Genomic DNA, 20,055 nt, shown 5'->3' with positions numbered 1-20,055 from the left:
GTGGAGCCATGGATGCGATGGGCAGACGAGGGTTCCTGACGACGGTGGGCGCGGCGGTGCCGGCGGTGGTGGCCGCCCCCGCGCTGGGCGCGAGCGGCGGCGGGCGTCACGGTCCGCGCCGCGTGGTCACCGGGGCCGACGTGCTGGCCGCGGACGACTGGGCGCCGCTGTCGGGGCAGCGGGTCGGCGTCGTGACGAACCCCACCGGCGTCCTGTCGGACCTGACGAGCATCGTCGACTCGATGGCTGCGTCGGGGAAGGTCGACCTGGTGGGCGTGTTCGGCCCCGAGCACGGCTTCCGCGGCACCGCCCAGGCGGGCGAGTCCGAGGGCAACAGCGTCGACGAGCGCACCGGCGTCACCGTCTACGACGCGTACGGAGCCGACCGCGCCGACTTCGCGGCGATGTTCCGCGAGGCGCGGGTCGAGACGGTCGTGTTCGACATCCAGGACGTCGGTGCCCGCTTCTACACCTACGTCTGGACGATGTACACGGCGATGACCGCCGCGGTCGACGTCGGGGCGCGGTTCGTCGTCCTCGACCGTCCCAACCCCACGGGCGGCACCGCCCGCGGCCCGATGATGACCGCCGGGTTCACCTCGGGCGTCGGGCAGAAGGAGATCGTGCAGCAGCACGGCATGACGGTGGGCGAGCTCGCACGGTTCTTCGACGGCGAGTTCCTGGCCGACGAGACCGGCGGTCGCCTCACCCGCCTCGACGTGGTGAAGGTGCGCGGGTGGCGCCGCGACCAGGTGTTCGCCGAGACGGGGCTGGCGTGGGTGCCGCCGAGCCCGAACATGCCCACCCCCGACACCGCGCTCGTCTACCCGGGCACCTGCCTGTTCGAGGCCGTCACCTGGTCGGAGGGACGCGGCACCACCCGTCCGTTCGAGACGGTCGGCGCGCCCGGCGTCCCGTACGCGTACGCGGCCGCCCTGCGGGAGCAGCGGCTGCGGGGCGTGAGCTTCCGCGAGACCTACTTCGTGCCGACGTTCTCCAAGCACCTGGGCCAGGTGTGCGGCGGCGTGCAGGTCTACGTCGACGACCCGCACGCGCTCGACCCCGTCCGCCTCGGCATCGCGATGCTCGTCGAGGCGCGTCGCACGGGCGGCGGGACGTTCGACTGGCGCGCCGGCGACCCGGCCGACAAGCGCTGGATCGACAAGCTGACGGGCTCGACGCGCGTCCGCGACCAGATCGAGGACGGCGCGTCCGTCGACGCCATCACCGGCGCGTGGAGGCGCGAGCTCGCCGAGTTCGTCGACCGTCGCCGCCCCTACCTGCTGTACCCCGAGAAGGGACACCGATGAACCGCCGCACCCTCGCCCTCGCCCTGGCCGGTGCCGTCGCCGGCGCCACGCTGGCCGCACCGCCCGCCCTCGCCTCGCCGGGGCACGGCGGCCACCACGACCGAGCCCGCGGCTACGACCAGCCGTACTCGGGCTGGATGTCGGCCGACACCCGGCTGCGCGACGGCCGCCCGCAGCAGGTGGGCCTCGACCCGTCGACGCTCACCTCGATGCTGGCGAAGGTCGACTCCTACCGTCAGCCGCAGCCAGCGACCGGCCGTCCGCTGTACCCGGGGGCGGTGACGCTGGTGGCCCGGGACGGCAAGGTCGTCACGCGCGACGCCAAGGGCTACGAGCTGCTCTACTCCGACGAGCAGGGCACCGAGCTGCCCGCCGACCAGCGCGAGCCGATGGAGACCGACTCGATCTTCGACATCGCCTCGATCACCAAGCTGTTCACCTCCACCGCGCTGATGCAGCAGGTGGAGCGCGGCCGCATCGACCTCGACGAGCCCGTGGCCACCTACCTGCCCGCCTTCGCGCAGAACGGCAAGGGCACGATCACCCCGCGCCAGCTGCTGACGCACGTCTCGGGCCTGCCCGCGTCGATGCCGCTCGACACCGCCTACCCCGACATCCCCTCGCGCCTCGCCGCCGTCATGGCCGTGAAGCCCGAGGCCGCCCCGAACGTCCAGTACGTCTACTCCGACATCAACATGATCGTCGCGGGGCTCCTGGTCGAGAAGGCCACCGGCAAGGGTCTGGACCGCGCCGTCGCCGACGGCATCACCACGCCCCTGCGGCTGAGGGACACCTCGTACAACCCGCCGGCGTCCAAGCTGCACCGCATCGCCGCCACCGAGTGGGACCTCACGCACGGCCGCGGCATCATCCGCGGCTCGGTCCACGACGAGAAGGCCTGGGCGCTCGCGGGCGTCGCCGGCCACGCGGGCGTCTTCTCCACCGCCGACGACCTCGCCGTCCTCGGCCAGACCTTCCTCAACGGCGGGACGTACGGCGGCAAGCGGATCCTGAAGAAGCCGACCGTCGACGCCATGTTCACGAACTTCAACCAGAAGTTCCCCGACGACAGCCACGGCCTCGGCTTCGAGCTGGACCAGATCTGGTACATGGGCGGCCTCGGCTCGGCCCGCACCGCCGGCCACACCGGCTTCACCGGCACCTCGATGGTCATCGACCCGGGCTCGCGCTCGATCGCCATCCTGATGACCAACCGCGTCCACCCCTCCCGCGACCTCGGCACCATCAACCCGGCCCGTCGCGCCGTCGTCGACGGTGTCGCCGACGCCATGAAGTTGACGCCCCGCGCCGGACGCGACGCGTGGCGCACCGGTTCGGTCGACGCCACCACCTCGACGCTGACCCTGCCCGCCGTCGACGTGCGGCGCCCCGGCACACGCCTGTCGTTCGACTACCTCGTCGACTCCGAGGCCGTCGACAAGACCACCCTGCAGGCCTCCCGCGACGGCGGCACCACCTGGACCGCCGTCCCCTTCACCGGCGCCCCGACCGGCTCGGTCTCCGGCCAGTCCCAGCGCCACTGGAAGAAGGCCACCGCCTTCCTCGGTGCCCCTGGCAAGGTCACGCTCCGCTGGACCCACACCACCGACACCAACTACCACGGCCGCGGCGTCTACGTCGACGACGTGCAGGTCAAGGCGGGCAACCGCAAGGTGCTCGACGGCGAGCGGTGCGGGTGCCTGGTGGCCGACGGGTGGTCGCCCTCGCGGCGCTGAGGCTTCGTCAGCGGCCGGGTCGGGACGCCGGGGGTCGGCCGAACGGCGTGATGGCGATCGCCGTGCAGGTTGCGGACCTAGGTCCGCAGCCGGGTGGTGAGGCCGTGGGCGACCTCGAAGACCTGGCCGGTGGGTGAGGTCCATCTGGTGGTGCCCGGTGCGGTCTTGGTCGCCTTCCACCGGCCGTGGGTCTTGACTCGGTGGTGGTACCGGCAGAGCAGGTGGGTGTTCGAGGAGGTGGTTGGCCCTCCTGCACCGTGTGGGTGGACGTGGTCGACGTCGGCGCGGCGGGCGACGCGGCGGTCGCAGTAGGGAAAGGCGCAGGTGTCGTGCTGCGCCAGCCTGAGCTGCTCGCGAAGGCGGGTTGGGGCGGCGTAGCCGGTGGTGGTGATCTCGGCCGCGAGGTCGATGACGGGCTTGATGGTGACGTTGCCGTGGCCGACCAGGTGCTCGGCCTCGGTCTGGTCGATCGCGCCGACGTTGTCGGCCGACCAGGTTCCCGTCGCGTGGTCGACGTGGACGTACAGGACGGTCTGGGCCAGGCCGGGGTGCACGACCAACCGGCCGAGCGCTTCGGCGCGGCGGACTTGGCGGGGGCGGGTGTCGTCCTCGGTAATGGCCATCTCGGTCGCGATGTCCTCGACGGCCTGCTCCAACCGCTCGGCGACTTCTGAGGACAGGCGTCCGGTGAGGTCGGCGGTGCCGTCCAGGCCGTGCTGGACCCGCAGGTACCGCTGCGACAGGGCGTGCGCGGTGCGGGCCTCGGCGCTCTGGTCGTCGACCTGGTCCAGGTGGTCGTACTGGGAGATCACCTGCTGCAGCTTGCTGCGGGTGATCCTTGCGATGGGCGGGCGAACGCCCTCGCGGGCCGGGTTGGCCAGGTGGCAGTCCACGATCCGGGCGGTGGTCTCGGACAGCCCGCGCGTGCCGGCAGCGACCATCCGCACCTTCCAGCACTCGGCCACCCCGGACTCCAGCGCCTCGAGCAGGTGCGGCAACCGGTACACCAGCGAGAGCGCGTCGGACAGCAACGACTGCGCGGCCGACGCCGACAGCCCCAGCGTCGGGCCGAGCTCGGCGGCCAGGAACTCGGGCACCGCAGGAGACCCGGCCCCGCCGAGCTGGACCATGTGCTCCTGACCCGGCAGCACGGAGACCGGCCCGCGCTGCGACCTCGTCCGACCGACCGCCCACGCCGCGACCGACCGGAGCTCGGCGGCCTGCAGACGTCCCATCTCGGCACGCATCTCGATGACGTCGGCGAGCTCCTCACGAGCGTCGAACCAGACTTCTGCGGCCATGGACCCAACTTAGGACCAGGGTCTGACAGTCCGTTTTCGATGCGACCGCCCGTCCTCAGCCACGCAACGCTGCGTCGATATGCCGGAGCAGCTCGGCCACACGACCGGCGCCGGCAGGGGCGACCGGGTACCGCCGGAGCACGTCGACGACCACCGGCGAGGCGTTCGGAGCCAGCTCATCGAGGTGGCCGAGTCCGACGGCGGGGTCGTCCCCGGCCGCGAGCTCGACGGCACGCGCCGCGTGGACGGCCGAGCCCAGGACGTGCCTCACCTGGTGGGCGCGTGCCAGCGGGTGCAGGTAGGCCGAGGCCGCCGCGTGCCCCGCGGACAGCGCCGCCTCGCGGGCGGCCGGCGTCGTGGTCTCCCGGGCGGCCCGGTTCGCCGCCGTGGCCGCCTGCCGCAGCGGAATGGTCCGGGCGCCACCCATGGCGAAGGCCGACGCCGCGTCCACGGCTGCCCGCGGCCGGGCGTCGTCGGGTCGGTCGGCCTCGAACAGTCCGAGCACCTCGCGCGCGCAGACCGTCGCGAACGCGGCGACCTCGCGGATCTCGTCGAGGTCGAGCTCGATGCCGTCGCACACCCGGCAAGTATCACCACATCCCCACCCTGCTCCTGAGCGGCATGAAGAGACTGGTGGTGTGCTTCGACGGCACGTGGAAGAACGCGTCGGACGTGGACGTGTCGAACATCGAGAAGATCGCGCGGACGGTGCGGACCGACGGCGGCGAGAGCGGCGTCCAGCAGGTGGTGAGCTACATCCCGGGGGTGGGGGCCAACTACTACCTCGCCGACCGGCTGCTGGGCGGGGCGCTGGGGTTCGGGACGCTGGGCAACCTCGTCCGCGGCTACCGGTTCCTGTGCCTGAACTACGCGCCGGGCGACCAGGTGTTCGTCTTCGGGTTCAGTCGCGGGGCGGCGACGGCGCGGAGCCTCGCGGGGATGATCTCGAGGGTCGGGCTGCTCGACGTCCCGGGGCTGATGGACGGCAGGCTGGACGAGGCGGTGCGGCGGTACACCGGCGGCTACCCCAGGAGGGGGGAGACGCGTCGCAGCGCCGAGGAGTTCCGCGCCGCGCACTGCCACGCGAGCCCCGAGATCACCTTCCTGGGCGTGTTCGACACGGTCGCGGCCCTGGGACGTCGGGCCCGCTTCAACGACTTCGGGCTCTGCGACGTCGTGGCCGTCGCGCGGCAGGCGCTGGCCGTCGACGAGCAGCGCGTCGTGTTCCGTCCCCTGCTCTGGGACGGTGACGACGGGGACGCCCGACGCCGGCCCGACCGGGTCAAGCAGGTCTGGTTCCAGGGCGCGCACTCCGACGTCGGGGGAGGCAGCGGCCCCGAGAGCGGCCTGTCCGACACGACGCTGCTGTGGATGCTGCAGGAGGCACGTGCCGAGGGGCTGGAGGTCGACGACGCGCTGCTCCTGCGCCACGTCTTCACCGGCGCCCGGGCCCGGCTGCACCCGTCGCTGACGCCGTTCTACCGGCTGAGCAACGCCTGGCGCCGGCTGTGCCGGATCGGTCGACCCGACCCGGCCTTCGCCCGCGGACGACGGGTGCTCGCGCCACCGGGTGCGCGCGACGTCAGGGTGGCGTCGTCGGCCGTGACGCCGGGCCCGGCGCTGCCGGTCGAGCTGGTGCTCGCCATGCCCGGTCCACGGGCTGAGGTCGACGTGGCGCTGACGTGCCCGACGCGGCGTGGTCTGCTGGTGTCGTGACGATCCGCAACCGGCACGCGCACGCCCACGGGACGCTGCTCAGCGAGGAGCACGCGCCCGGGTCGGTCGCCGCACGCCGGGCCCGCCGCGACGAGCCGCACGTCGCGTCCCTCAACGCGCTGGTCGACCAGATCGCCGCCGACGGCGAGCACGTCCCCCTGGTCGACCCCGACTCCGGCGGCACCGACGCCCGCGTGCTGCTGCTCGGACGAGACCCGCGCTGCTCGGCCGCCCGGGGCGCGCGCGTGGCGAGCCCCGACACCGACGACCTCGCCGCGCACAACCTCTCGGTCGCGTGCGAGGCGGCGGACCTCGGGCGCGCGCGGAGGCTGCACTGGAACGTCGTCCCCTGGTGGCTGGAGGACCCGGGCGCCGACGAAGCCCCGAACGGTCGCCGGTCCGTCGCGGACGAGACCCGACGTGCCGCGCCCCACCTGGCGACCCTCCTCGACCACCTCACCGGGCTGGAGCACGTCGTCCTGCTCGGACGAGCAGCGGAGGAGGCCTGGACGAGGGCCACCGCGGCCGAGCACCACCCCGGACGCGACGTCGCGACCACCGCCTGCCCGCACCCCAGCCCGCTCGCCTGGAACACCACCGACCGCGCCACCGGCCGTCCGAACCGCGAGCTGACGGTCGCCGCGCTGTCGGCCGTGCGTGGGAGCCTGACGGGGTGAAGCGCCTGGTGATCTGCTTCGACGGCACCTGGAAGGGCCCGACCGACGAAGACCTGTCCAACGTCGAGAAGATCGCGCGCACCGTGGAGTCCCGCGAGGGACGCGCCGACGTCCAGCAGAGCGTGCTCTACGTCGGCGGCGTCGGGTCCGACTTCTACCGCACCAACCGGCTGCTCGGCGGCATCTGGGGCTTCGGCCTGTTCAGCAACCTCGTCATCGGCTACCGGTGGCTGGCGCTCAACTACGAGCCCGGCGACCAGGTCTACGCCATCGGCTTCAGCCGCGGCGCGTTCACCGCGCGGAGCCTGGCCGGCATCGTCGACCGCATCGGCCTGCTGACGCGGCGCGCCGTCGTCGACGGGTTCCTGCCCGACGCGCTGCGCCTGTACCGCGAGCTGCGCAAGCCCGGCGCCGACGCCCGCAACGAGGAGTTCAAGGCCGCGCACTGCCACTCCGAGACGCCCATCGAGTTCGTCGGCGTCTTCGACACCGTGGGCGCTCTCGGCCCGTGGGCGAAGTTCCACGACCTCGAGCTGAGCCGCACCGTCCGCAACGCCCGCCAGGCGCTCGCGATCGACGAGCGACGCCTCGCGTTCGAGCCGTTGCTGTGGGTGGGCGGTCCCGACGCCGACGAGACCCGGGTGCTCCAGGTCTGGTTCGACGGCGTGCACACCGACGTCGGCGGCGGGTACGCCGAGCACGGCATCGCCAACGAGACGCTCGCCTGGATGGTCGAGCAGGCGAGCGCCCGTGGGCTCGTGTTCAACGACGACCTGCTGTCGGTCTACCTCGACGACGGGTCGCCGCGCGTCGTCCACGACTCGCTGACGCTGCCCTACCGGCTGCTCAACCTGGTGCTGCGCGCCTGGCACCTGGTGCGGCCCAACCCGCGCTTCCGCGGCACCCGGCGGGTGCTGTTCCCGCCCGGCGCCCGCGACGTGGTCGTGCGGGGCCGGGCGGAGGCCGACTAGTCCTTGGCCTTCAGCACGAGCAGCAGGTCGCCGCCCTCGGCCTGACGCGGGCTGGAGATGACGAGCCGCTCGACCACGCCGCCCTTGGGGCTGGTGATCGAGGCCTCCATCTTCATCGCCTCGATCGACCCGACGGCCTGGCCGGCCTCGACGGTGTCGCCGACGCCCACGCTCGGCGACACGACGCCGGCGAACGGGACGGCGACGTGGTTCGCGTCGGAGGTGTCGGCCTTCTCGGCCTCGGCGACGTCGGTCTCGACCGAGCGGTCGCGGACGGTGACGGGACGCAGCTGGCCGTTGATCGTGCACATGACGGTGCGCAGGCCGCGCTCGTCGGCCTCGCTGATCGCCTGCAGGCCGAGGATGAGCGTCTTGCCCTCCTCGATCACGACCTCGCTGTCCTCGTCGTGCTGCAGGCCGTACCAGAAGTTGCGGCTCGGCAGGATCGACAGGTCGCCGTGGTCGTGGCGCGCCTTCTCGAACGACTCGGTGGGCCCGGGGAACAGCAGGCGGTTGAGCGTGCGCTGTGGCTCCTTGGCCAGGGCGTCGGCGTCCTCGTCGGACAGCTTCTCCTCGACGGGCTTGACCGTGCGGCCCTCGAGCGCCTTGGTGCGGAACGGCTCGGGCCAGCCTCCCGGCGGATCGCCGAGGTCGCCGGACAGGAAGCCGATCACCGAGTCGGGGACGTCGAACTTGCTCGGGTCGTCGGCGAAGTCGGCCGGGTCGGCACCGGCGGCGACGAGGTGCAGCGCGAGGTCGCCGACCACCTTGGACGACGGCGTCACCTTGACGACGTTGCCGAGGATGTCGTTCGCCGCGGCGTACATGTCCTCGATCTGCTCGAACTTCTCGCCCAGGCCCAGCGCGACGGCCTGCTGGCGCAGGTTCGACAGCTGGCCGCCGGGGATCTCGTGCCGGTAGACGCGACCCGTCGGCGAGGCGAGGCCCGACTCGAACGGGGCGTACACGCGGCGCGTGGCCTCCCAGTACGGCTCGAGGTCGTTGACGGCCTGCAGCGACAGGCCCGTCGTCCGCTCGGTGTGGTCGGTGCCCGCCACGAGCGCCGACAGCGGTGGCTGGCTCGTGGTGCCCGACATCGACGCCGTCGCCGCGTCCACCGCGTCCACGCCGGAGTCGATCGCGGCGAGGATCGTGGCGAGCTGGCCGCCGGGGGTGTCGTGCGTGTGCAGGTGCACGGGCAGGTCGAAGCGGTCGCGCAGGGCCGTGACGAGCGTGCGTGCGGCCGGTGCGCGCAGCAGCCCGGCCATGTCCTTGATCGCCAGCACGTGCGCGCCGGCGTCGACGATGCGCTCGGCGAGCTGCAGGTAGTAGTCGAGCGTGTAAAGGGTCTCGTCCGGGTCGGACAGGTCGCCGGTGTAGCACAGCGCCACCTCGGCGACGGACTTCCCGGTGGCGCGGACGGCCTCGATCGCCGGGCGCATCTGCTCGACGTCGTTGAGTGCGTCGAAGATCCGGAAGACGTCGATGCCGGTGGCGGTGGCCTGCTCGACGAACGCGTCGGTGACGGCCGTCGGGTACGGCGTGTAGCCCACGGTGTTGCGGCCGCGGAGCAGCATCTGCAGGCAGATGTTGGGCACCTGCTCGCGCAGCTGCGCCAGGCGCTCCCACGGGTCCTCGTGCAGGAAGCGCAGCGCCACGTCGTACGTCGCGCCGCCCCACGCCTCCAGCGACAGCAGCTCGGGCGTCATGCGGGCCACGTACGGCGCGACGCGGAGCAGGTCGATCGTGCGCACGCGCGTGGCGAGCAGCGACTGGTGGGCGTCGCGGAACGTGGTGTCGGTGACGCCGACCTGCGTCTGCTCGCGCAGTGCCCGGGCGAAGCCCTCGGGGCCGAGGGCGTCGAGGCGCTGCTTGGAGCCGTCGGGCGGGGTGGCGCGGATGTCGAGGTCGGGCAGCTTGGCGCGGCCGTCGACCGAGATCACGGGCTCGCCGTGCGGCTTGTTGACGGTGACGTCGGCGAGGTACGTCAGCAGCTTGGTGCCGCGGTCGGCCGACTGGCCCTCGCTGAGCAGCTGCGGGTGGTCCTCGATGAACGACGTGGTGACGCCGCCGGCCTTGAAGTCGTCGTTCGACAGCACGGCCATCAGGAAGGCGATGTTGGTCGTGACGCCGCGGATGCGGAACTCCGCGAGCGCCCGGTGCGCGCGCTCGACGGCGAGCTCGAAGGTGCGGCCGCGGCAGGTGACCTTGGTGAGCAGCGAGTCGAAGTGGGCGCCGATCTCGGCGCCCGCGTAGGTGGTGCCGCCGTCGAGACGGATGCCCGCGCCACCGGGGGAGCGGTAGGTGGTGATCCGGCCGGTGTCGGGACGGAAGTCGTTGGCGGGGTCCTCGGTGGTGATGCGGCACTGCAGGGCGGCGCCGCGGACGGCGATGGTGTCCTGCGACAGGCCGAGGTCGGCCAGGGTCTCGCCCGAGGCGATGCGCAGCTGGGACTGGACGAGGTCGACGTCGGTGACCTCCTCGGTGACCGTGTGCTCGACCTGGATGCGGGGGTTCATCTCGATGAAGACGTAGTTGCCGTCGGGGTCCAGCAGGAACTCGACGGTGCCGGCGCAGGTGTAGCCGATGGCCTTGGCGAACTTGACCGCGTCGGCACACATCCGCTCGCGGATCGCGGGGTCCAGCCCCGGGGCCGGGGCGATCTCGACGACCTTCTGGTGACGGCGCTGCACCGAGCAGTCGCGCTCGAACAGGTGGATGACCTCGCCGGTCGCGTCGCCGAGGATCTGCACCTCGATGTGACGGGGGTCGACGACGGCCTGCTCGATGAAGCAGGTGGCGTCGCCGAACGCGTTGTCGGCCTCGCGCATGGCGGCGTCCACGGACTCGCGCAGCTTGGCGGGGTCCTCGACGCGACGCATCCCGCGTCCGCCACCGCCGGCCACGGCCTTGACGAACAGCGGGTAGGGCAGGTCCGCGGCAGCCGCGACGAGCGCCTCGGCGTCGTCGGTGGGCTCCACCGAGGCGAGCACGGGGACGCCGGCCTCGCGTGCCGCGGCGATGGCACGGGCCTTGTTGCCGGTGAGCTTGAGGACGTCGACGCTCGGGCCGACGAAGGTGATGCCCGCGTCGGCGCACGCCTGCGCGAGGTTCGGGTTCTCCGACAGGAAGCCGTAGCCGGGGTAGACCGCGTCGGCCCCGGCGTCGACGGCCGTCGCGACGATGCCCGCGGGGTCGAGGTAGGCGCGGACCGGGTGGCCCTTCTCGCCGATCTGGTAGGCCTCGTCGGCCTTCAGCCGGTGCTCGGAGCCCCGGTCCTCGTAGGGGAACACCGCGACGGTGCGGATCCCGAGCTCATAGCCTGCGCGGAAGGCTCGGATGGCGATCTCGCCACGGTTGGCGACGACGACCTTGCGGAACACGGCGGTCTCCGATCGAGGGAAACGGACGGGACGCGCGGCCACGTCGTCGGGGCTGCGCGCAACAACCTACAGGCGACGCCTCAGGGCCGCGACCAGGTCCGGATCGAGGGACCCGTACCCCGTCGAGGCCCACGGCTCCACGTCCGCCTCGGCGTAGTGCACCGAGCGGCCGCCGACCGTGACGACCAGCGCGTCGGGCTCGCGTCCGCGTTCGACGTCGCGGTCGCACGCCCGGCAGGCCGGGAACGTGGCGTCGTGCCAGCGCGTCGTCGTGGTGGCACGGCCGTGCATCGGGTTGAGGTAGCAAGGCTTCTGCGGCTCCCACGCCGCGCCGCGGTCGGCCTGCTGCAGCGCGGCCGTGCCGCGCTCGGCCAGCACGACGGCCCCGACGACGTCGGCCGTGCCGTCGGCCCGCTCCATGACGCGACGGGCGAGCTCGTAGTGGTCGAGCGCCGCCTGCCAGGCGTCGGTGTCGTCCGTCGGCGCGATCTCGTGGGCGTCGATCGCCTCGCCCAGCGCGAGCACCTCGGTCTCGGCGCGGGTCGCGAGCCGGCGGTCGGCGGCGGCGCGCACGCGCCCCAGGACGGCGCGGGGCAGGGCGAGCTGCCGGCGGCGCCGGGCGCGTCGGCGCAGCACCACGACCGCGATCGCAACGAGGGCGACGAGCACGCCGCCGCCCACGGCGGGCACCACGACCGAGCCGTCGTCCGACCCGGTGCCCGAGCTGTACGACTCGATCCGCCCGTCTTCCTCGGCCTGCTCCAGGGCACGGTCTACCGTGCCGTCGACGACCGCGGGCACCACCTCCTGCAGCTGGGCGTCGAGGCCACCGTCGGCGGCGGCCCGGGCCAGGAGCGGGACCGAGGAGTCGCGGAGGTCCTGCTCGGGGACCCCGAGCGTGACGGCGTCGACGGTGGGGCCGGAGTAGTCCTCGTACGCGACGAGGTAGGTGCCGGCCGGACCTCCGTCGTCGACGATCGTGCGGGCCAGGGCGTTGCCGTCGCCGTTGAAGGCGTCGCCGCTGTCGAGCGGGTAGACGACGACGTAGACCGCCGGGTCGGCGCCGCGCACCTCCGCGATGAGCTCGCGGACCACCGACGCGGGCACGTCGGCCGCCATCGAGGGGTCGACGTAGACGCCGGTGGCGGTCAGCGCCTGCTGCACCGGGGTGAGGTCGGGGTCGTCGCTCATCGGTCCTCCTCGGGGAGCCGTCGCCGGAGCAGCAGCGCGCCGATCGCCGCGACCACCAGCACGACCAGGAAGATGCCGCCGCCGTAGAGCAGGCCCACGAAGAACCCGCCGACGAGGCCGCCGTAGTAGTCGCCGCCGGCGAGGTTGAACTGGTCGGCCTCGGGGTTGCCGCCCTCGTACGCGGGCCCGGTCTCCTCGCCCGCGAGGTCCTGGGCGTACCGGAGCATGCCCTGCGGGAGCCGGCCGCCGAGCAGGCGCGGGTCGGCGTAGGTGGTGTGCTCGCCCACGTTCTCGACGATCGCCTGGCGGTCCTGCGTCACCACCGCGACGCGTGCGGGGGCGCCGTCGGCGGCGAGCCGCCCGGCCACCTGCTCGGCGATGTCGTACTGGTTGCCGGTGCGGGCGTCCCTCGAGACGGTGGTGAAGACGAGGTAGGTCGGCACCGGCGCGGTCTCCAGGGCCTCGACGACGGCCTGGCGCTGCGACTCGTCGAGCTGGTCGGCGAGCTCGGCCGAGACGAACAGCGGGGAGGTGGGCAGCGCGTCGACGGCCGCCTGGGTCCGGTCGCTCGTGACGCCCGGGGCGGCCGCGACCGCGGTCTCGGCAGCAGGGGGATCGGTGGTGCGGGCGTCGCGCCAGGTGACGGCGCCGGCACCGACGAGCGAGCCGACCACGAGCGCGACGAGGACCGCGACCGGGCGCCTCATCGTCGCGCCGCCCGCTCGCGCAGCACGGTGTGCGCGTAGTCGGCGTCGAGCGACCCGTACCCCGTCGACGCCCAGACGTCGTCGTGCTCGTAGTACGGGCGGTCGCGGCCGGTCCGCGCCGGGCGGTAGGTGTCCGGACGCGCGCCCGCCGCGAGGTCGTGCGCGCACGCGTCGCAGACCGGGACGTCGAGGTTCGTGGCGTCGACGGCGACCGCGGCCTCGCGCGTCGCCTCGCCGTGCAGGGGGTGCAGGAAGCAGGTGCGCAGGGGTGCGCCGTCGCGTCGGGTCGCGGCGCGGGCGTCGTGCAGGCCGGCTCGCACGAGCGTCACCGCTCCGACGAGGTCGCGCTCGTCGTCGGTGCCCACCAGGGCGTCGGCGGCCTCGCGCGCCGCCACCGCCCGCTCGAGCGCGTCGGGGTGGCGAGGCCCCGCCGGTGCCGCGGCGATCCGCTCGGCCAGCGTGGTCAGGTCGTCGTCCAGCTCGGTGCGCAGCGCTGCGGGGTCCACCGCGGTCGTCGCGTCGGCCGTCCTGCGACGCCGCAGCGCCGGTGCGAGGCCGCGCGTGAACGGCCACCGCCGCAGCAACGTGGTCAGCACGAGGAGGAACGCCAGGAAGCCCGACGTCACGCCCCACACGGTCAGCGTGCCGGTGGACGCGGGCTCGACCTCGTCCTCGTACGCGGCCTCGTCCACCGACGCCGGGTCGCGCGACTGCGCGTACAGGTCACGCAGCTCGCCGACCTGCGCGGCCGGGAGGGTCGCGTACCAGTCGTCCTGGTCGTCCCCGCGGGGCGTGCCGTCGCGCAGCCGGGGGTCCTCGCTGCGGACCAGCCGCAGTGTCAGGTCGGCGTCCACCACCGGCGGCAGGAGCCCGCGGTCGTCCTGGAGCACCGCGTCCTCGACCCGGTCGCGCCCGAGGGCGAGCAGGGTGTCGTCGAGACCGGTCCCTCGCTGGGTGACCGAGGTGACGCCGTCGGGCGTCGCGACGACGTAGATCCCGTCGCCGAGACGCCGGGGGAGGATCACGCCGAGGTCCTTCGCCGGGGCGTCCGACAGCGCGTCGTCGGGCGCGTTGACGAGGGCGACGTACGCCGGGATTCCCGTCTCCTGGCGGACCTGCGCCGTCAGCGCCGACAGACGCCGGTACGCACCGGCGGTGTCGCCCGAGGCCATGGTCTGGTGCACCATCACCGGGTCGTCGCGCAGACCGTCCACGATGCCCGCGACGGTGTGCACGCCGTCCGTGACGGGCACGGCGTCGTCCGCGCTCGCAGGTGTCGACGTCCCCACCGCGACGGCTGCGAGCAGCACCGTCGTCAGCGCCCCCCGGCGACGCACGGGCCTACTCGGCGTCCTTGATCTCGCAGACGGCGCCGCCGGCGGTGACGGTCTCGCCCTGGGCGACGGTGAGCCCGGTGACGGTGCCGGCCTTGTGCGCGACGAGCGACTGCTCCATCTTCATGGCCTCGATGACGACGATCGTGTCGCCCTCGGCGACCTGCGCGCCGTCCTCGACCGAGACCTTGACGACGGTGCCCTGCATCGGCGAGACGAGCGCGTCGCCGCTGACGGCGGCGCCGGCCTTGCTGGCCGAGGAGCGCTTGGGCTTCTTGCCGCCGGTGGCGGCCGCGGCGGACCCGAGCCCGCCGGGCAGGACGACCTCGAGGCGACGGCCGCCGACCTCGACGGTGACGCGGTCGCGCTCGGTGGGCTCGTCGGCCTCGCTCGCACCGGCGTAGGGCTCGATCTGGTTGTCGAACTCGGTCTCGATCCAGCTGGTGTAGACGCCGAACGAGTCGTCGCCGCCGACGAACGCCGGGTCCTCGACCACGACGCGGTGGAACGGGATCACCGTCGGCATGCCATCGACGACGAACTCGCGCAGCGCGCGGCGTGACCGCTCGAGGGCCTCGGTACGGGTGCGTCCGGTGACGACGAGCTTGGCGACCAGCGAGTCGAACGAGCCCGGGACGGTCTCGCCGTTCTCGTAGCCGGCGTCGACGCGGACGCCGGGGCCGGACGGCGCCGACCACGCGGTGAGGGTGCCGGGCGCGGGCAGGAAGCCGCGGCCGCCGTCCTCGGCGTTGATGCGGAACTCGATGGAGTGCCCGCGGGTCTCGGGGTCGCCGTAGCCGAGCTCCTCGCCGCCGGCGATGCGGAACATCTCGCGGACGAGGTCGAGGCCGGTGACCTCCTCGGAGACCGGGTGCTCGACCTGGAGCCGGGTGTTGACCTCGAGGAAGCTGATCGTGCCGTCGGTGCCGACGAGGAACTCGCAGGTGCCGGCGCCGGTGTAGCCGGCCTCGCGCAGGATCGCCTTGGACGACTCGTAGAGCGTGGTCATCTGCTCGTCGGTCAGGTAGGGCGCGGGGGCCTCCTCGACGAGCTTCTGGTGGCGGCGCTGCAGCGAGCAGTCGCGCGTCGAGACGACGACGACGTTGCCGTGCTGGTCGGCCAGGCACTGGGTCTCGACGTGGCGCGGCTTGTCGAGGTAGCGCTCGACGAAGCACTCGCCGCGACCGAAGGCGCTGACGGCCTCGCGGACGGCGGACTCGTAGAGGTCGGCGACCTCCTCGCGCTTGCGGGCGACCTTGAGGCCGCGTCCGCCACCGCCGAAGGCGGCCTTGATCGCGATGGGCAGGCCGTGCTCGTCGGCGAAGGCCTCGACCTCGGCCGCGGACTCGACGGGGTCCTTGGTGCCCGGCACGAGCGGGGCGCCGACCTTCTGCGCGATGTGGCGGGCCTGCACCTTGTCGCCGAGGGCGGTGATCGCCTCGGGCGACGGCCCGATCCAGATCAGCCCGGCGTCGATGACGGCCTGGGCGAAGTCGGCGTTCTCGGCCAGGAAGCCGTAGCCGGGGTGCACGCCGTCGGCGCCGGAGCGCTGCGCGGCGGCGACGATCTTCTCGATCGACAGGTAGGAGTCGCCGGGCGTGCTGCCCTCGAGCGAGTACGCCTCGTCCGCGAGCCGCACGAACAGGGCGTCACGGTCGGGCTCGGCGTAGACGGCGACGCTGCCGATGCCGGAGTCCTGACAGGCGCGGATCACCCGGACCGCGATCTCGCCACGGTTGGCGACGAGGACCTTGGTCAACGGGCGGTTGCCCTGGTGCTTGCTCACGTCGGACTCCTTGGGTCGGCAGCGAGCCGAGTCTAGGGCGAGCGCGCCGCGGGGGGTGACAGGGTGTGTTAACGACCATTAACATCGAGGCATGACGTTGACTCCCGAGCACGCAGACTTCCGCGCCATGGTGCGCGACTTCGCCGCCGAGAAGGTCGCCCCGCACGTGGCCCAGTGGGACCGCGACCACCACTTCCCGGTCGAGCTCGTGCGCGAGATGGGCGACCTCGGCCTGTTCGGCCTGACGGCCCCCGAGGAGTTCGGCGGCGCCGACGGCGACTTCACCAGCCTGTGCATCGCGATCGAGGAGCTCGGACGCGTCGACCAGTCGGTCGGCATCACGCTCGAGGCGGGCGTGGGCCTCGGCATCGCGCCGCTCCAGGCGTTCGGGTCCGACGCGCAGAAGAAGCAGTGGCTGCCCGACCTCGTGGCCGGACGCGCGCTCGCCGGCTTCGGGCTCACCGAGCCGGGCGCCGGGTCCGACGCCGGCGGCACCCGCACCAGGGCCCGTCTCGAGGACGGCGAGTGGGTGGTCGACGGCGCCAAGCAGTTCATCACCAACTCCGGGTCGGAGATCACCTCGCTGGTCACCGTCACGGCGCGCACCGGCGAGCGTCCCGACGGGCGCCCGGAGATCTCGGCGATCTGCGTCCCGTCCGGCACGCCCGGGTTCACGGCCGAGAAGTCCTACGACAAGCTCGGCTGGCACCTCAGCGACACCCACCCGCTGACGTTCACCGGCGCCCGCGTCCCCGAGGACCACCTCCTCGGCGAGCGCGGCCGCGGCTTCGCGCAGTTCCTGGCCACCCTCGACGACGGACGCATCGCGATCGCCGCACTCGCTGTCGGCTGCATCCAGGCCTGCCTCGACCTGTGCGTCGAGTATGCGGGGGAGCGCACCACGTTCGGCGTGCCGATCGGCTCCAAGCAGGGCGTCGCCTTCCAGATCTCCGACCTCGCCGTGATGGCCGAGGCCGGGCGCGCGCTGACCTACCAGGCGGCCGCGATGAAGGACGCCGGAGCGCCGTCCACGCAGATCAAGCAGGCCGCGTCGATCGCCAAGCTCTACACCAGCGAGTCGGCCGTCACCGCCACCCGCATCGCCACCCAGGTGTTCGGCGGCTACGGCTTCATGGAGGAGTACCCCGTCGCCCGCTTCTACCGCGATGCCAAGATCCTCGAGATCGGCGAGGGCACCTCCGAGGTCCAGCGCATGCTCATCGCCCGCGGCCTCGGCCTGCCGGTGGAGTAGTCAGAGCCCACGCGCGGTGCGCAGCGCCGCGACCGTCCTCGCCTCGGACTCGGACCGTCGGTGGCCGTTGGCCGGTGAGGGGTGGGGCACGCCGAGCGTGGGGACGACGCCCGCGCCCGTGGTCAACGTCAGGTGACGCATCCAGCCGTTGAGGGCCGCGGTGCCGAACGGGACGACGACGCGCAGCCGGGTCAGCAGCGCGACGACGTCGGCGAGCGCGGGCCGAGCCTCCTCGAGGTCGGCGACGGTGGGCGTGCGTCCCAGGGCCCACGGCACGACGTTCCAGCGCACGCACCGCTCGCGGGGGAGGCCGGACTCGACGCGCAGTCGGTGCAGGCGGCGCGCGGTGGGGTCGTCGTTGTCCTCGGTGGTGATCGCACCCGCCCCCGCCTCGACCGTGCGTGGCCCCGGCGACTCCATGAGCAGCAGCACGGTGGCGTCCACGCCGCCGCCGTCGGGGTCGAACCAGGGAACGGTGCGCGCCGGAGGTCCCGCACGCCAGCGCTCCACGAGCGCGTTGAGCGGCGCCACGTGTGGCTCGTGGACGCGCGCCGTCCGCGCGGCCCGCTCGTCGGGCGTCACTGCTGCGACGCCGACGCGATCGCGAGCAGGTCGCGCACCGGCCCGGCCGGGGGCGTCGAGCCACCGACCCAGACCGCGCGCAGGCTCCGACGCAGGTCGAGGTCGCGGACGGGCACCTCGACGAGGTGGCCGGCGTCGAGGTCACGTCCCACCGCGAGGCGGCTGAGGAACGCCGGGGCACCGCCGGCGCGGACCGTCTCGCGGATGGCGGTGGTCGAGCCGAGCTCGACCGACGGGGTCGCCGGAGACAGCCCGTGGTCGCCGAGGGCGCTCACGACGACCTCACGGGTGCCAGAACCCCGCTCGCGGCTGGTGAGGGCGAGCGCGGCGACCTCCCCGGGAGTCAGGGCGCGCCGACGGGTGAGCAGCGGGTCGTCCGGTGCCGCGACGAGCACCAGCTCGTCGTGTCCGACCTCCGACGACGAAAGCCCGGACGGCGCGGCCACGCCCTCGACGAAGCCGACGGCGGCCTCGCCGACGAGCACCGCGTCAGTGACGTCGCGGCTGTTGGCGGCCACCAGGCTGACGCTCGTGGGCTCCTGCCCGGCGGCGACCTGACGACGTCGGAGCTGGACGAGCCAGCCCGGCAGCAGGTGCTCGGCGACCGTCATGGATGCGCCGACGTGCAGCTCGCGCCCGCGGTCGGTGCGCAGCGCCTCGACGGCCTGCTCCACCTCGGCCGCGACGTCGAGCAGCCGCACGGCACCCTCGACGAGCACGCGCCCGGCGGCCGTCAGCTCCGACCCGCGCGCGCCACGCTGCAGCAGGGGCACGCCCACCTGGGCCTCGGTGGCCTTCAACCGGGCCGACGCCGCCTGCTGGGTGACGCCGGCCTCGCGCGCCGCGCCGCCGATGCTGCCCGTCCGGGCGACGTCGACGAGCAGCGTGAGCGTCGCGAGGTCGGGCAGGTGGGGTCCGGGAGGCACGACGACACCGTAGACGCCTGCCACAACCTGCGCTTGTGGACGCACAGCGTCGCGGGGCCTACTGGCGGGCCTGCCGCGCGACGACGATGGAGACATGTTCACCACAGCCGACCGCCCCGCCGCCCGCGCCCGTCGCTCGCTCGCGACGTTCGGACCGAACTGGTTCGCGTCGGTCATGGGCACCGGCATCGTGGCGAACGCGGCGGCGACGCTGCCGTGGCAGCCGGCCGTGCTGCGTCCGTTCGCGCTGGTCGTCTGGGGCGTCGCGGCCGTGCTGCTCGTGGTCGTGACCGCGGCGACGGCCGTCCACTGGATGCACCACACCGAGGCCGCCCGCGGATGGATCCACGACCCGGTGATGTCGCACTTCTACGGCGCCCCCGCCATGGGCCTGATGACGGTCGGCGCCGGGGCCCTGCTCGTCGGGCAGCCGGTGCTGGGCGCGGCGGCTGCGCCCGTCTCGGCCGTGCTGTGGACCGCCGGCACCCTGCTGGGACTGTGGACCGCCGTCGCGATCCCGTACCGCGTGCTCACCGAGCACGGGACCGAGCCCGACTCGGCGTTCGGCGGATGGTTGATGCCGGTCGTCCCGCCGATGGTCAGCGCCGCGACCGGCAGCCTGCTGCTGCCGCACGTGCCCGCCGGCCAGCCCCGCCTGACGCTGCTGCTCGCCTGCTACGCGATGTTCGGCCTGACGCTGCTGGCCAGCGTCTTCGTCACGGCGACGATCTGGAGCCGTCTGGTGCACCACGGCGTCGGTGCCGCGGCCACGGTCCCGACCCTGTGGATCGTGCTCGGCTTCCTCGGCCAGTCGGTCACCGCCGCCCACAACCTCGGCGGCGCCGCGGACGGCATCCTGCCCGCGCCCTACGGGCGAGCGTTCGAGGCGCTCGCCCTGGTCTACGGCGTGCCGGTGTGGGGCTTCGCGATGCTGTGGCTCGCGCTCGTGGTCGCCCTCACCGTCCGCACCGCGCGGCAGGGTCTCCCGTTCTCGCTGACCTGGTGGTCGTTCACCTTCCCGCTGGGCACCGTCGTCACGGGCACCTCGGGCCTGGCCGACGTCTCGGGCGCCGACGTCCTGGCGGTCGCCGCGGTGCTGCTCTACCTCGGCCTGCTCGCCGCCTGGGCGATCGTCGCCGTCCGCACGACCCGCGGCACCGCGAGCGGCGCGCTGCTCGCCTGA

16 protein-coding genes are annotated in these 20,055 nt (G+C 73.5%); 7 read left to right on the top strand and 9 right to left on the bottom strand.

Annotated features, from left to right (window positions below; all coding sequences use genetic code 11):
* Positions 1-17: 17 nt before the first annotated feature.
* Together ACI6PP_RS02800 and ACI6PP_RS02795 are read left to right on the top strand one after the other, a co-directional pair.
* On the top strand, positions 18-1,310 hold the full coding sequence (locus ACI6PP_RS02800) for an exo-beta-N-acetylmuramidase NamZ family protein (protein ID WP_421108888.1): 1,293 nt from the start codon (positions 18-20) through the stop codon (positions 1,308-1,310).
* On the top strand, positions 1,307-3,046 hold the full coding sequence (locus tag ACI6PP_RS02795) for a serine hydrolase domain-containing protein (protein ID WP_421108887.1): 1,740 nt from the start codon (positions 1,307-1,309) through the stop codon (positions 3,044-3,046). The genes ACI6PP_RS02800 and ACI6PP_RS02795 overlap by 4 nt, the downstream gene beginning before the upstream one ends.
* 77 nt (positions 3,047-3,123) lie before the next feature.
* On the opposite strand, the gene ACI6PP_RS02790 is transcribed toward ACI6PP_RS02795, so the two are convergent.
* Both ACI6PP_RS02790 and ACI6PP_RS02785 read right to left on the bottom strand, forming a co-directional pair.
* Positions 3,124-4,347, bottom strand: coding sequence for an HNH endonuclease (locus tag ACI6PP_RS02790; protein WP_421108885.1), 1,224 nt, complete (start codon positions 4,345-4,347; stop codon positions 3,124-3,126).
* A gap of 55 nt (positions 4,348-4,402) precedes the next feature.
* Positions 4,403-4,927 carry a putative immunity protein gene (locus ACI6PP_RS02785; RefSeq protein WP_421108884.1) on the bottom strand — a complete coding sequence of 175 codons (525 nt, stop codon included), beginning with the start codon at positions 4,925-4,927 and terminating at the stop codon, positions 4,403-4,405.
* 41 nt (positions 4,928-4,968) lie between these two features.
* On the opposite strand from ACI6PP_RS02785, the gene ACI6PP_RS02780 reads away from it, so the two are divergent.
* The 3 genes from ACI6PP_RS02780 to ACI6PP_RS02770 are packed head-to-tail and all read left to right on the top strand — an operon-like array spanning position 4,969 to position 7,711.
* Entirely contained in the window at positions 4,969-6,063 is a 1,095-nt protein-coding gene (locus tag ACI6PP_RS02780; protein ID WP_421108882.1) for a DUF2235 domain-containing protein, read from the top strand.
* On the top strand, positions 6,060-6,740 hold the full coding sequence (locus tag ACI6PP_RS02775; RefSeq protein WP_421108881.1) for a uracil-DNA glycosylase family protein: 681 nt from the start codon (positions 6,060-6,062) through the stop codon (positions 6,738-6,740). Before ACI6PP_RS02780 ends, ACI6PP_RS02775 begins: the two co-directional genes overlap by 4 nt.
* The gene (locus ACI6PP_RS02770; protein WP_421108880.1) at positions 6,737-7,711 is read left to right on the top strand and encodes a DUF2235 domain-containing protein; all 975 of its coding nucleotides are present in this window, start codon (positions 6,737-6,739) and stop codon (positions 7,709-7,711) included. Before ACI6PP_RS02775 ends, ACI6PP_RS02770 begins: the two co-directional genes overlap by 4 nt.
* On the opposite strand, the gene ACI6PP_RS02765 is transcribed toward ACI6PP_RS02770, so the two are convergent.
* The 5 genes from ACI6PP_RS02765 to ACI6PP_RS02745 form a co-directional block, all read right to left on the bottom strand.
* On the bottom strand, positions 7,708-11,094 hold the full coding sequence (locus ACI6PP_RS02765; protein WP_421108879.1) for a pyruvate carboxylase: 3,387 nt from the start codon (positions 11,092-11,094) through the stop codon (positions 7,708-7,710). The genes ACI6PP_RS02770 and ACI6PP_RS02765 overlap by 4 nt on opposite strands.
* A 66-nt stretch (positions 11,095-11,160) precedes the next feature.
* Positions 11,161-12,285, bottom strand: a complete 1,125-nt coding sequence (locus ACI6PP_RS02760) for a hypothetical protein (RefSeq protein ID WP_421108877.1) — start codon at positions 12,283-12,285, stop codon at positions 11,161-11,163.
* On the bottom strand, positions 12,282-12,992 hold the full coding sequence (locus ACI6PP_RS02755) for a hypothetical protein (protein ID WP_421108875.1): 711 nt from the start codon (positions 12,990-12,992) through the stop codon (positions 12,282-12,284). Before ACI6PP_RS02755 ends, ACI6PP_RS02760 begins: the two co-directional genes overlap by 4 nt.
* On the bottom strand, positions 12,989-14,329 hold the full coding sequence (locus tag ACI6PP_RS02750; RefSeq protein ID WP_421108873.1) for a hypothetical protein: 1,341 nt from the start codon (positions 14,327-14,329) through the stop codon (positions 12,989-12,991). The genes ACI6PP_RS02755 and ACI6PP_RS02750 overlap by 4 nt, the downstream gene beginning before the upstream one ends.
* A 4-nt stretch (positions 14,330-14,333) precedes the next feature.
* Positions 14,334-16,112 (bottom strand): acetyl/propionyl/methylcrotonyl-CoA carboxylase subunit alpha, encoded by a 1,779-nt coding sequence (locus ACI6PP_RS02745; protein ID WP_476712918.1) that lies wholly within the window; start codon positions 16,110-16,112, stop codon positions 14,334-14,336.
* Positions 16,113-16,203: 91 nt separating this feature from the next.
* On the opposite strand from ACI6PP_RS02745, the gene ACI6PP_RS02740 reads away from it, so the two are divergent.
* Positions 16,204-17,364 carry an acyl-CoA dehydrogenase family protein gene (locus tag ACI6PP_RS02740; protein WP_421108871.1) on the top strand — a complete coding sequence of 387 codons (1,161 nt, stop codon included), beginning with the start codon at positions 16,204-16,206 and terminating at the stop codon, positions 17,362-17,364.
* Here ACI6PP_RS02740 and ACI6PP_RS02735 read toward each other — a convergent pair whose 3' ends face one another.
* Both ACI6PP_RS02735 and ACI6PP_RS02730 read right to left on the bottom strand, forming a co-directional pair.
* Positions 17,365-17,895, bottom strand: a complete 531-nt coding sequence (locus ACI6PP_RS02735) for a uracil-DNA glycosylase (protein WP_421108869.1) — start codon at positions 17,893-17,895, stop codon at positions 17,365-17,367. It abuts the gene before it with no gap.
* Between the two features lie 47 nt (positions 17,896-17,942).
* A complete protein-coding gene (locus ACI6PP_RS02730) occupies positions 17,943-18,872 on the bottom strand; it encodes a LysR family transcriptional regulator (RefSeq protein WP_421108868.1) in 930 nt (309 codons plus the stop codon).
* A 94-nt stretch (positions 18,873-18,966) separates the two neighbouring features.
* Between ACI6PP_RS02730 and ACI6PP_RS02725 the strand changes: the two genes are divergently transcribed.
* Complete coding sequence (locus ACI6PP_RS02725; RefSeq protein ID WP_421108867.1) at positions 18,967-20,055, top strand: TDT family transporter; 1,089 nt, start codon at positions 18,967-18,969, stop codon at positions 20,053-20,055.

Source organism: Solicola agrisoli (assembly GCF_049059935.1).
GTDB lineage: Bacteria > Actinomycetota > Actinomycetes > Propionibacteriales > Nocardioidaceae > JAURVT01.
This window is presented reverse-complemented; position numbering and strand designations above follow the sequence as displayed.

Bases quoted from the DNA above. Each gene is read 5' to 3' on its own strand.
- ACI6PP_RS02800 (WP_421108888.1), top strand. From the start codon at position 18: ATGGGCAGACGAGGGTTCCTGACGACGGTGGGCGCGGCGGTGCCGGCG.
- ACI6PP_RS02795 (WP_421108887.1), top strand. From the start codon at position 1,307: ATGAACCGCCGCACCCTCGCCCTCGCCCTGGCCGGTGCCGTCGCCGGC.
- ACI6PP_RS02790 (WP_421108885.1), bottom strand. From the start codon at position 4,347: ATGGCCGCAGAAGTCTGGTTCGACGCTCGTGAGGAGCTCGCCGACGTC.
- ACI6PP_RS02780 (WP_421108882.1), top strand. From the start codon at position 4,969: ATGAAGAGACTGGTGGTGTGCTTCGACGGCACGTGGAAGAACGCGTCG.
- ACI6PP_RS02760 (WP_421108877.1), bottom strand. From the start codon at position 12,285: ATGAGCGACGACCCCGACCTCACCCCGGTGCAGCAGGCGCTGACCGCC.
- ACI6PP_RS02755 (WP_421108875.1), bottom strand. From the start codon at position 12,992: ATGAGGCGCCCGGTCGCGGTCCTCGTCGCGCTCGTGGTCGGCTCGCTC.
- ACI6PP_RS02740 (WP_421108871.1), top strand. From the start codon at position 16,204: ATGACGTTGACTCCCGAGCACGCAGACTTCCGCGCCATGGTGCGCGAC.
- ACI6PP_RS02725 (WP_421108867.1), top strand. From the start codon at position 18,967: ATGTTCACCACAGCCGACCGCCCCGCCGCCCGCGCCCGTCGCTCGCTC.